The sequence below is a fragment of the Methanoregula sp. genome, from assembly GCF_052325125.1.
GTDB lineage: Archaea > Halobacteriota > Methanomicrobia > Methanomicrobiales > Methanospirillaceae > Methanoregula.
Map to the genome: position 1 here is coordinate 37309 of NZ_JBKQWO010000046.1, position 12119 is coordinate 49427.

Sequence of the window (12119 nt, forward strand, 5' to 3'; positions counted from 1 at the left end):
TTATATTTTATTTCACCATCCCATCTTAGATCTATAACGAACTATGGCGGAGATTACCAATACAACGAAAGAGATAATCCATGAGATTATCGCCACTCCCAGAGATCCCCCTCCAGCAGAATAAAGGAGGGTTAACGGTGCATTAAAAACGAACATCCCTATTAGTATACCAAATAATCGTAATCCTTCATCGAATGGCTCATATAACTTTTTAAAATCATAAACAATTATCCCTATTATGTCATCAAAAAACGATATAAAAACAAAAAGAAAAGTGAACGTTACCATATTGAACGAAAGCCCGAAAACTTGGTTTGTATATTTATAAGCAAAATCTGTAAATGTTGATATCAGGATGGTTGATACTATTGAGGCACATGCATCTTTTATCGGTTTGAGAATACCATATCCCAAATCATCAATAATACCATCCATATCAAAATGGATATACGGAGTTTTAAATTAATAAATGAGGTAGTTTTAGATAGTGTCTTCTTTTATCACTTCAATCCTCAATCCTTCACTCTCAATACACCATCGGAACCGATGCCCTTTTTTAAGATCGAGTTTGGCGACAACAAACGCAGGAACAGTAACACGTAACGACGTGGTTTGAGCCGTCGCGGGATGTAATACAGATTCATCCGCCCGTACATTTCTTGGCATAGTTATGCATCTGCCGCCATTCTATTTATAGTCTATTGCCTTTGTATATGTAAATAGGTTTAAATAGTTCGCCGTTCTATATGTAAATAGAGAGTAAATAGGAAGGTGAACAAAATGCCCCAAACCTTTGCACCACTGAACACAACCCGCGAGGAACGCGGAAAGGCGATCACTGAAAAGAAAGGCCAAATCTGGAGATACAGTAACGGCCTGTACCGTGTCATGTCGCAGTCCGGTCACGGCTCGTATCAGGTACAGAAAACTGATCTTGGATGGAAATGCACTTGCCCTGACCACGTAAACCGTGGAGTAGAATGCAAACACATCATCGCCGTTAAACTCTCATATGCTCTCCGTGAAGAGGTCAAGGCAAACGTAACCCTTGATCCGGTCGTCCTGACAAACTGCCCCGCCTGCGGAACGGCAAACATTCAGAAGTTTGGGATTAGGCACAACAAGAACACCGACATTCAGCGGTACATCTGCCTTGACTGCGGCAAGCAGTTCAGCGTCAACATCGGCTTTGAAAAGATGAAACACAATCCGAAGGCAATCACGGCAGCGATGCAGCTTTACTTCTCCGGGGAATCCCTGCGGAACACACAGCGCTCGTTAAAACTTCTCGGCGCGGAAGTCAGCCACCAGACAATAGCAAACTGGATCGAAAAGTACACAAATCTGATGAAGGGGTACGTTGACAAGATCGGCCCGAATGTCGGAGATGTGTGGAGAGCGGATGAAGTCTGGATCAAAGTCAAGGGCAACCTAAAATATCTCTTTGCCCTGATTGACGACGAAACCCGGTACTGGATCGCGCAGGAAGTCGCGGATTCAAAGCACATGCACGACGCGGCGGGATTACTCCACGAAGGCAAACAACTTATGGACAAAGTACCGGCGGTTCTGGTTACGGATGGCCTGCCATCTTACCGCACCGCCTTTAACAAAGAGTATTACAGCAATACAAAACCCCAATCCCGACACATCAACGCGATCAAACTTACGGGGAATGCGTGGAATGAGAACAACAACAAGATGGAAAGAATCAACGGCGAGATCCGCGACAGGGAAAAGACCATGCGCGGCCTGAAAAAGAAGAGCACGCCGATCTTAAAGGGTATGCAGGTCTATCATAACTTCATTAAACCGCACGAAGGATTACAGGGTAAGACCCCGGCGGAAGCCTGCGGGATTGTGGTTAACGGGGAAAACAAGTGGATGACATTGATCCAGAATGCAGCGCAGGCGAAATAACCCTCTATTTTTGCAATTGCTCGAACCTACCTTTAGTACAATTATGAAAATTCTCGTGATCGTAACAAACTCTCTTGCCGCAGTCAGGACAAATCTTTGTCGGATTCTTATTGCATCTTGTTACTTTGCCGGTTATACTAACCCTCATTGAACACAGACCGTCATCGAAAACGGGTTTTACTTCTTATGGTTGCGACGGTCTTTTTTTTGGTTTTAATGGAAGCGGGGGCAGATTGGTTTCTGCCTTTTTCTTATGAAGGATAATATCATGTAATGGCTCTCTCCTTTTTCCGATTCGTGCTAATTCGATATCTTTGTCAATATTATCCATGATAATCGTTCTATTTGTTTTAGACCATAAAGAATTAGATATTCTCCTCTGATAACTACCCCCCTATCGCACCTCTTCGAGTTAACAGAACTCTAATTTCCCACAGAAAGTTATAAATTGTTTACATAAGTAAACATATGTAATGAAAGATGCTGTTGTTTCAATTCGGTTAGAAGAAACCCATAAAGAGTTGTTCCAACAGTTTATGCCATATTTCGGTAGTTCTGAGGGGGAAGTGATCCGAAACTTGGCATTGCGTTGGGTTGAATCTAACATAACCAACCCAAATATCACAGATCTGGCAAAAAGAGGCTTAATTAAGTTAAAGATTTGACATGTTGCCATTCGCTAAAAGATTTAAACATATTTTTCTTTGTCCATGTCCTACAAAAAGCGCTGAAGAGTGTATAGCATACCAAAAAAGGCTTTTTAAGGAATTTTGCATTTTGTATTTTTTAATGGGGATTGTATCTTATTGTATCGGCTTTTTTTCCGGCTCTCGATTTTTCGGTCTTTATTGACGTCCGCCTTGATTTTCTCGCTCTCGATATACACTATACCCAATTAGGGCGGCTATGAGAACGATAAATGCCAACATTGCGCCGATAATGAGATATCCCGAATTATTATCAGATTCAGTAGATGCTGTTATATCCGTAATATTTTGGAGCGGTGTTGCGAAGGTTTGAATTGGGGCATTAGTTGATTGACCGCTATTTGCAGTAGAACTAAACGGAGTTATGGGATAATGTATAAGGAACACCGCCAATAATACAACAAGTCCAAAGATAACGATTAAACCGCCCATAATATTTTTAGCCATTCTTATCACTAACTCTTGGATCTATTTTTAGAGGTATATAGTACCTCAGCCGTTTATACCCCCGACTTTTGACAGCACTTTGGGTAATGCCTTACCCCCCGCAGACTTGACAGAACCCCCCAACAGACCTTTTATATACTAGACAAGACTAACTAATGGTTAATCTTCCAAAGGAGATTCACGATTATGACAGATTTCAAAGGCGTAAAACTGACCGTCAGGAAAGCAATGAGCAACGAGGAGGGTGGGCGAAACATTGCGATCCCGCCCTGGCAGGTGATAGACAAGGTGAACCTGTCCGGCGAGGGTGCCCGCTTCGCCTGACGGGCTCGGGCTCACCCCCGGTGTTTACAGGACCAGCTTCCTCATTGCCAAACTATTTGACAGGAAGAAGCGCTATTACGAATTACCGGTAGCGGATCACGAACAACGAAAAAAACAACCAGCACCATGAATTTCAACAATTTCACCATCAAATCGCAGGAAGCCGTTTCGAAGGCAATCGAATTAGCAACGGCAAAAAAGAACCCGGCTATCGAGACGTCGCACCTCCTCAAAGGAATGCTCCTGGTTGACGAGAACGTCATCCCGTACCTCCTCAGGAAACTGAATGTGGACCTCGATGGTTTCACTTCAGCACTCGACCAGATCATCGATGCGTATCCCGAGGTAACCGGCGGGGATCAGAACCTCTCCAGTGATGCCACAAAAGCCCTGCAGAAAGCCACCGCTCTTTCCCAGGAGTCCGGGGATGAATTTGTCTCGCTCGAACAGATCCTCCTTGGGATTCTTTCGGTGGGGAACAGCACCTCACGGCTCCTCAAGGAGAACGGGGTAACGGAAAAAGACTTAAAGACTGCCATCAGCCAGTTGCGGAAAGGTGAGACCGTGAACAGCCAGAACGCCGAAGAGACCTATAACGCCCTCGAAAAATATGCCCGGAACCTGAATGATCTTGCCCGTAAGGGAAAACTCGATCCGGTGATCGGGCGTGACGAAGAGATCCGCAGGGTGCTGCAGATCCTTTCACGGAGAACGAAGAACAACCCGATCCTCATCGGGGAGCCCGGCGTGGGAAAAACCGCCATTGCCGAAGGTCTTGCCCACCGGATCATTGACGGGGATGTACCGGATAACCTGAAGTCCAAGCAGATCTTTTCCCTCGATATGGGAGCCCTAATCGCCGGGGCCAAGTTCAAGGGAGAATTCGAGGAACGGTTGAAAAGCGTGGTTAAGGAAGTGATATCCGCTGAAGGGGAGATCATCCTTTTCATCGACGAGATTCACACCCTGGTCGGGGCCGGCGGTGGCGAGGGCGCCATGGACGCGGCCAATATCCTCAAGCCCGCGCTTTCACGGGGAGAACTCCATGTCATCGGCGCAACGACCTTGAAGGAATACCAGAAGTATTTCGAGAAGGACAAAGCGCTCGAACGGCGGTTCCAGCCGGTGATGGTCAATGAACCGGATTCACAGGATGCCATCTCCATCCTTCGCGGCATTAAAGGGAAATACGAAATCCATCACCATGTACAAATAAAGGATGAGGCGATCATTGCCGCCGTTGAACTTTCGCAGCGTTATATCTCCGACCGGTTCCTCCCCGACAAGGCGATCGACTTAATCGACGAGGCTGCATCAAAACTTCGCCTCGAAAGAAACTCGAAACCGGAAGAACTGGAAACGATCGAACGCAAGATCCAGCAGCTGAAAATTGAGACGGAAGGCATCAAACGGGAAAAAGACCGGGAAAAGTTGCAGATCCTCAATGAAGAGATCGCGAACCTGACCGAGGAACGAAACCGGCTGAATGCAAAGTGGCAGTCGGAAAAAGATCTTGCAGACCAGATACAGTCACGTAAGGATGAGATCGAAAACCTGAATTTCGAGAGGGAAGGTGCGATCCGCAGCGGTGACCTCGGAAAGGTGGGAGAGATCGACTATGGCCGTATCCCGGAGATCAATAAGATTATCGATGGCCTGAAGGAAAAACTAAAAGTGCTGCAAAAGGATTCCGCAATGGTGAACGAGGAGGTGGATGCAGAGGCAATTGCCGAAGTGGTTTCGCGCTGGACCGGGATCCCCGTGAGCAGGATGCTGCAGAGCGAGAGGGAAAAACTGCTCAGCCTCGAAGCCGAACTCCACAAGCGTGTCGTCGGCCAGAATGAGGCAATCGGGGCAGTGTCCGATGCAATCCGCCGGAGCCGTGCCGGGCTGCAGGACACAAAACGTCCGATCGGCTCGTTTGTCTTCCTCGGGACGACCGGTGTCGGGAAGACGGAACTCGCAAAGGCGCTCGCCGAATTCCTGTTCAACAACGAGAACAGCATGGTGCGGATCGATATGTCGGAATACCAGGAACGGCATACCGTTTCACGGCTGATCGGCGCACCGCCGGGCTATGTGGGGTACGAAGAGAGCGGGCAGCTGACCGAAGCGGTCCGGAGAAAGCCCTATTCCGTGGTCCTGCTGGACGAGATCGAGAAAGCCCACAAGGATGTATTCAACATCCTGCTACAAGTGCTTGACGACGGTCGCCTGACCGACAACAAGGGCCGCACGGTGGATTTCAAAAATACTATCGTGATCATGACCTCGAATATCGGCTCTGATATTATCCAGCGAAATCTGGAGAATGCCGGTGGTAAGAACCGGAAAGAGAAATCCGAATTCCTATTGCGAACGGGAACGCATCAGCAAGTACAGGATCTTGGCGAGAAAAGTCCAGAAGAAGTATTCGAAATCACTCGTCAAGAGGTAATCGAAAAGGTCAAGAATGAAATACCTCCTGAATTCTATAACCGGATCGATGAGGTTATCATGTTCAAACCGCTCACCGAGGATGAGATCCGGGAAATTGTCGAGATTCAAATTGAGGGCATCCAGAAAATGCTTTCAAAAAGCGAAATCCGGATCAGGGCAACAAAAAAAGCCATCCGGTTTATCGCCACCCTGGGCTTTGACCCTCAGTTCGGTGCACGCCCGATCAAACGGGTGATCCAGAAAAACCTGCTGAATGAATTGTCAAAAATGATCCTTGAGGGGAAAGTCCAGAAGGACAAGGAGATCGTTGTCGATGAGAAAGGAGGAAAACTGGTGTTCGGGAATGCCTGATCCCGAACCTCCGGTCTGCTAAAAAAAATCAGGGTGAGGGGGTACGACAATGGAAGACATCGAAGAGTTGAAAAAAGAACTCGCAGAACAGACCCGGCTCGCTGAGGAACGTCTCAATCAGCTGAAATACCTCCAGGCAGATTTCGACAATTTCCGCAAGTGGAGTGCAAAGGAAAAGGACACGATCACCACCCTTGCAAACGAGAGACTGATCCACGACCTCCTCGTTATCCTGGACGATTTCGAACTGGCCCTGCCATCCTTAGAGCAGGAGAAGAACCGGGAAGGAATGGAAATGATCTATAAAAAATTTGCAAAAATCCTGTCCGACTACGGATTGCAACCGATAGACTGCGTGGGAAAAAAATTCGATCCCCGTTTTCACGAGGTATTATGTACAGAGAAATGTCCACAAGAGCAGAATACGATCCTGGAAGATTTCGGGAAAGGCTACCAGTTGAAATCCAAAGTCATCAGGCCCTCGAAGGTAAAGATCGCAGAACATGTAACAGAGAACGTTGGTGAGAACAATGGCTAATGAGAAAATTATCGGAATTGACCTTGGTACATCGAATAGCGAAGCGTCCGTCATGGTCGGCGGTAAACCGACTATCGTCCCGTCCGCGGAAGGAGCAACGGTTGCCGGCAAAATGTTTCCCTCCTATGTGGCATTTACCCCGGATGGCCAGCTCCTCGTCGGGGAGCCGGCGCGGCGGCAGGCCGTGAGCAACCCGGAGGGTACCGTTACCGCGGCAAAGAGAAAGATGGGGACAAACCACGTCTATAAGATCTACGGGAAGGAGTACACCCCCCAGCAGATCTCAGCGTTCATACTCCAGAAAATCAAACGCGATGCCGAAGCGTTCCTGGGAGAAAAGATCACCAAGGCCGTCATCACCGTCCCTGCCTATTTCAACGACAACCAGCGGACTGCGACGAAGGATGCAGGAAAGATCGCCGGCCTCGACGTGGTCAGGCTGGTGAACGAACCGACCGCGGCGTCCATGGCCTATGGCCTCGATAAGGGCGGCGAGTTCAAGATCCTGGTCTTTGATCTCGGCGGGGGCACGCTCGATGTCACCATCATGGAATTCGGCGGGGGCACGTTTACCGTTCTTGCGACCTCAGGCGATACCCAGCTGGGCGGTACGGACATGGACAATGCCATCTACGAATGGATCGCAGACGAGTTCAAAAAACAGGAAGGCATCGATCTCAGGAATGACAGGATGGCCATCAACCGGGTAAAAGAAGCCGCTGAAAAAGCCAAGATCGAACTTTCGACGGTCATGGAGACGGAGATCAACCTTCCCTATGTATCGGCAACCCAGTCAGGTCCAAAGCATCTCAACATCAAACTGTCGCGGTCAAAACTCGAGCAGCTGATCGACCCGATCATCAGGAGGTGTATTAACCCGTTCGAGCAGGCACTCAGGGATGCAAAACTGACCAAGAACGATATCCAGAAAGTGATCCTTGTCGGGGGACCCACCCGGATGCCGGTTGTCCAGAAATTTATCGAGGACAATGTGGGAAAGAAGATGGAACGGGGCATCGACCCGATGGAATGCGTGGCCATGGGTGCGGCGATCCAGGGCGGGATCCTTGGCGGCGAGATCAGCGACATGGTGCTCTTGGACGTAACCCCCTTAACACTCGGCCTTGAGACCCTCGGGGGGGTACGCACCGCCCTCATCGACCGGAATACCACGATCCCGACAAAGAAGAGCCAGATATTCTCAACTGCGGCGGATATGCAGACCGAGGTCACGATCCATGTTCTCCAGGGTGAGCGTCCCATGGCATCCGATAACGTGAGCCTCGGCCAGTTCAACCTTGTCGGCCTGCCCCCGGCGCCCCGGGGGATCCCGCAGGTCGAGGTCACCTTTGATATCGACGCATCGGGTATCCTCAATGTATCTGCAAAGGATCTCGGCTCCGGAAAAGTGCAGAAGATGACCATCACCGCTTCGACAAAACTGGCAGAAACCGATGTACGGAAGATGGTCGACGAGGCAAAACAGTTCGAAGAGCAGGACCGGCAGAGAAAGGAAGAAGTCGAGGCCCATAACATCGCGGATTCTCTTGTCTACACGGCGGAAAAAACCAAAACCGATCTTGAGGGTAAACTGAACCCGGACATGGTTGAACGGCTGAATGCCGCGATCACCGCGGTCAAGGCAGCACTGGAGGGTAAGGATACTTCCCGTATTAAGACCGAAACAGAAAAACTCCAGAAAGTCCTCGGCGAAGCAGGTACCGCCGCGTACCAGGAGGCCGCCCAGCGGCAGGCACAACAGCAGGCCGCTTCGCAGGACACCGGACAACCTTCGCAAAATGCCGGCGGACCTGGCGGCGAGAATGTCGTTGACGCCGACTTCAAAGTAAAGGATGAAAAATAATTTTTCCCCGACTCATGGCGACGCGCGACTATTACGAGGTCCTTGGCGTAAAACGGGATGCTTCAGCAGACGATCTGAAAAAGGCATTCAGGCACCTCGCACGAAAATACCACCCGGACCTGAATAAAGGGAGCAAGGACGCGGAAGAAAAATTCAAGGAGATCAACGAGGCGTACCAGGTATTAAGCGACCCCCAGAAGAAAGCCCAGTACGACCAGGGGGGTCATATCGAGTTCGGGCCCGGGGACACATCCGGGTACCGCCCACCCAGTTACGATGACCTCTTCCGGGACTATGGTCTCGGGGATATTTTCAATGCTTTTTCCGGGGGATCCCGGACGGCACGGCAACGGTCAGGGGCAGATCTCCGCTATGACATTGAAGTAACGCTCGCCGATGCATTCTATGGCACGAAAAATACGGTGGCGGTCCCGCATGATTTCGTATGCGGTACCTGCCATGGAACGGGTGCAGAGCCCGGTTATTTCCGGGACTGCCCTGCCTGCCGGGGAACCGGCGAGATCAGGACCCCGCAGAAAGTGGGTAACCGCCAGATGATGAGCATCGCACAGTGCCCGGAGTGCGGCGGGAGCGGCAAGATCATTGAAAAACCCTGCAGGACCTGCCACGGGGCAGGGACGCTCCAGAAAACGCGGCGGATCGAGGTGACGATCCCGCGGGGCGTAGAGGACGGGCAGTTTTTGCGCATTGCCGGGGAAGGAGAACCGGGAGAGAACCGGGGGCCTCCCGGCGACCTCTACGTTGTCGTTCACATAAAAAAACACGAGGTCTTCGAGCGGCAGGGCGCGGACCTGACTTCCACCGCAGTTGTCGGCCTCGCCACCGCACTTTTTGGGGGAGAGATCACCGTTCCGACGATTACCGGGAGTGCGGCCTTAAAAATTCACCGCGGCACGCAGAGCCACACCCTCTTCCGGCTCCGGGGGCAGGGGATGCCGTTATTAAACTCCGACAACAGGGGGGATCTTATGGTAAAGGTTATCGTGAAGATTCCTGCAGACCTGACAAAAAAGCAGGAGGACCTGATGAAGGAAGCGTTCGTGGGCGGGCCGGCGGGATGAACCATGATCGGGACCGCTGACCTTGAGGTTCATTACCCGCGTTCGTCCCGGCGCACCTGTTTTTCAGGGGCGCGGACCAAACGGGGAACCAGAGAGAAAGAACCGGCAGCAGGTTTTGATCGGCAAAAAGGATCAGGACGGGATTCAGATACTGTTGATTCCCAATCCGGTGTGGGGAAAAACACATGGTAAAATGGTATTACCGGTCTGTCTTTGATGAACTTGAAGACATGAGGAAATACCTGGAGGTGTTGAACCGGCAGATATACGGGACCACCCCTGCGGCGTTATTACCCGCTTTTGGAGGGTCTGCGAGAAAGATGCTGCCTCTGCAACCGACAACTCTCCGTGTGGATGTTTTTGAGAACGATGACGAAGTGGTAATTACCGCAGATATGAGTGCCGGTATCACGAAAAAAGACATTTTTCTCGAGCTGATCAATCCTCATGCGCTGGAAATCACCTGCGAACAAAAGGAGGTGATAACAGATGAGAACGAGAGGTATTGCCCGCGTGAGCGTATGTCCAGGTCGATGACACGGGTAGTCCCCCTCCCAAAACCGGTGACTGATGCTGGATCATCTGCAACGTTCAGGGACGGCGTGCTGGAAGTCCGTCTGAAAAAGATCGCGAAAGAACCACGGGGAAAAATATTCATCGATTAAGAATCGGGGGGAGCCTGAGGGAATGATAGAGCTAAAACGCTCCGGTACCTGCCTTGCAATAAGGGGACAGGTTCCAGGTGCAACTCAAACCCCGGCACGAACAAAAATTCCCTTTTTTTATGACTATGGATGGTGGAACCCGTCACCCTTGAACAAACACACTGCCTTTTGTATGATTATCTCCCGGTATACAATGCTGTTTTGGGGTTTTTTAATCCATACTGCGTATTATGGCAGAAACCCTGTTACTGCCGGACAATAATCCTGATAAAGATCAGGATCAAAGGACTAACCACGGATGCCGCCGGTCGCATAACCCCTCCCGGTGATCAGAGATGGAGTTGTGTATGGCAGCATCAGGATTCATACCATGATGCTTTCTGAATTTCTCGCAAAAGAGGGGACAGAGCAGAAACTTGCCGGGCTTATCCTCTTCTTAAGCAAACAGGCAGGCGTGGTAAAGAAGGGTTTTTTTTCCACCTGCATGAACACCGGGGCCTGCGGCACCCGGAACATGTTCGGGGAAGACCAGAAGCCCCTTGACAAGTACGCCGACGAGGTGTTTATCCATGCGCTCCAGGAGTCGCGCCTTGTCCGGTACATCGCAACCGAGGAGCAGGACCAGGTGATCGAGATCAGCGGCGCACAGAACGATTTCGGCGTGGTCATCGACCCGCTTGACGGCTCTTCGCTTCTCGATGTCAACCTCTGCGTGGGCTCCATCATCGGCATCTACCCTGGCCATGTCCTTGAAAAGGGAAAAAAGATGATCGCCGCCCTCTACATCCTGTTCGGCCCCACGACGCTTCTTGTCTTTACCACCGGGCACGGTGTGCACGAGTTTGTCCGGTGCGAGAACGGGGAGTTTGCCCTGCGCCATGAGAACCTGAAGATCCCGGAAGGGAAGATCCACTCCCCCGGCGCCCTGCGCAAGGACTATCTCGCCCCCCACGCCCGCTGGATCGAATGCCTTGAAGGCGACGGGTATAAACTCCGGTTTTCCGGCTGTTTTGTCGCCGACGTCCACCAGATCCTCCACAAGGGCGGGGTTTTTACCTATCCCGGCTCCAAGGGAAAAGAGGCAGGCAAACTGCGCCTTCTCTACGAGGCAAACCCCATGGGCATGATCGTCTGCGAAGCCGGCGGTGCGGTGAGTGACGGGCATAAAGATTACCGGGAGATCAAACCGAAAACCATTGGCCAGGTCACGCCCCTCTACATCGGTGGCAGAAAGGAGATCGCAAAGATTGAAACCTGTATGAAGGAAGGATAAGTACAAGGGAGCACCAGTATGAATACACACAGTTATGGCCCGATCCCCGGCTCGACGATCCTGTCAGGGATAGCAGGAAAGAAAGCCATCGTCATGGCGGCCAACGTCCGTATCGCCACGGTTGCCGAGGGGATATTCAAGGCTGCAAAAGATACCGACTCGGCGGTCTTCATGGAACTCGCACGGTCCGAGTCCGATCTTAAGGGGGGCTACACCGGCATGACTCCGCAGGTTTTTGGCGATAAGATGCGGGCAGCGGCAGCAGCGACGGGCTGCGACATCTGGGCGCTGCACGCCGACCATATTTCCATCAAGAAAGGCGATGCCGCCGAGATCGCCGGGACCAGGGAGTTGATCGATGCACAGGTGAAAGCCGGGTACACCTCGTTTGCCATCGATGCCTCGCACCTCTTCAACTTTGAGGGAAAGAACGTCCGCGAGGAACTGGACGGGAATATCGCGGCCACCACGGATATCGCCCGCTACATCAAACAGCAGATGAAAGGAAA

General features: G+C 50.9%; 13 protein-coding genes. 10 read left to right on the top strand and 3 right to left on the bottom strand.

Translation table 11 applies throughout. The features are described 5' to 3' along the window. Positions 1–12 precede the first annotated feature (12 nt). On the bottom strand, positions 13–435 hold the full coding sequence (locus ACLQMU_RS10290; RefSeq protein WP_422148621.1) for a hypothetical protein: 423 nt from the start codon (positions 433–435) through the stop codon (positions 13–15). A 345-nt stretch (positions 436–780) separates the two neighbouring features. Here ACLQMU_RS10290 and ACLQMU_RS10295 point away from each other — a divergent pair, with 345 nt between their 5' ends. Next, positions 781–1920, top strand: a complete 1140-nt coding sequence (locus tag ACLQMU_RS10295) for a DDE-type integrase/transposase/recombinase (protein ID WP_422148622.1) — start codon at positions 781–783, stop codon at positions 1918–1920. A 184-nt stretch (positions 1921–2104) separates the two neighbouring features. On the opposite strand, the gene ACLQMU_RS10300 is transcribed toward ACLQMU_RS10295, so the two are convergent. Then, positions 2105–2251: a hypothetical protein gene (locus tag ACLQMU_RS10300; RefSeq protein ID WP_422148623.1), complete on the bottom strand. Its 147-nt coding sequence runs from the start codon at positions 2249–2251 to the stop codon at positions 2105–2107. Positions 2252–2393: 142 nt separating this feature from the next. Between ACLQMU_RS10300 and ACLQMU_RS10305 the strand changes: the two genes are divergently transcribed. After that, on the top strand, positions 2394–2585 hold the full coding sequence (locus ACLQMU_RS10305) for a hypothetical protein (protein ID WP_422148624.1): 192 nt from the start codon (positions 2394–2396) through the stop codon (positions 2583–2585). 180 nt (positions 2586–2765) lie between these two features. On the opposite strand, the gene ACLQMU_RS10310 is transcribed toward ACLQMU_RS10305, so the two are convergent. Further along, positions 2766–3074, bottom strand: coding sequence for a hypothetical protein (locus tag ACLQMU_RS10310; protein ID WP_422148628.1), 309 nt, complete (start codon positions 3072–3074; stop codon positions 2766–2768). 186 nt (positions 3075–3260) lie between these two features. Between ACLQMU_RS10310 and ACLQMU_RS10315 the strand changes: the two genes are divergently transcribed. The 8 genes from ACLQMU_RS10315 to ACLQMU_RS10350 form a co-directional block, all read left to right on the top strand. Then, a complete protein-coding gene (locus tag ACLQMU_RS10315; RefSeq protein WP_422148625.1) occupies positions 3261–3398 on the top strand; it encodes a hypothetical protein in 138 nt (45 codons plus the stop codon). 126 nt (positions 3399–3524) lie between these two features. After that, on the top strand, positions 3525–6188 hold the full coding sequence (locus ACLQMU_RS10320) for an ATP-dependent Clp protease ATP-binding subunit (RefSeq protein WP_424039259.1): 2664 nt from the start codon (positions 3525–3527) through the stop codon (positions 6186–6188). 49 nt (positions 6189–6237) lie between these two features. Continuing rightward, positions 6238–6726 carry a nucleotide exchange factor GrpE gene (locus tag ACLQMU_RS10325; RefSeq protein WP_422149428.1) on the top strand — a complete coding sequence of 163 codons (489 nt, stop codon included), beginning with the start codon at positions 6238–6240 and terminating at the stop codon, positions 6724–6726. Continuing rightward, positions 6719–8590, top strand: a complete 1872-nt coding sequence (dnaK, locus tag ACLQMU_RS10330) for a molecular chaperone DnaK (RefSeq protein WP_424039261.1) — start codon at positions 6719–6721, stop codon at positions 8588–8590. The genes ACLQMU_RS10325 and dnaK overlap by 8 nt, the downstream gene beginning before the upstream one ends. A gap of 14 nt (positions 8591–8604) precedes the next feature. Next, a complete protein-coding gene (gene dnaJ, locus ACLQMU_RS10335) occupies positions 8605–9672 on the top strand; it encodes a molecular chaperone DnaJ (protein WP_424039263.1) in 1068 nt (355 codons plus the stop codon). 185 nt (positions 9673–9857) lie between these two features. Beyond that, positions 9858–10337, top strand: coding sequence for an Hsp20/alpha crystallin family protein (locus ACLQMU_RS10340; RefSeq protein WP_424039265.1), 480 nt, complete (start codon positions 9858–9860; stop codon positions 10335–10337). Between the two features lie 370 nt (positions 10338–10707). Continuing rightward, positions 10708–11610 carry a class 1 fructose-bisphosphatase gene (locus ACLQMU_RS10345; RefSeq protein ID WP_422149432.1) on the top strand — a complete coding sequence of 301 codons (903 nt, stop codon included), beginning with the start codon at positions 10708–10710 and terminating at the stop codon, positions 11608–11610. Positions 11611–11628: 18 nt separating this feature from the next. Further along, the coding region (locus ACLQMU_RS10350) for a class II fructose-bisphosphate aldolase (RefSeq protein WP_443673694.1) at positions 11629–12119 on the top strand (491 nt) is incomplete at its 3' end.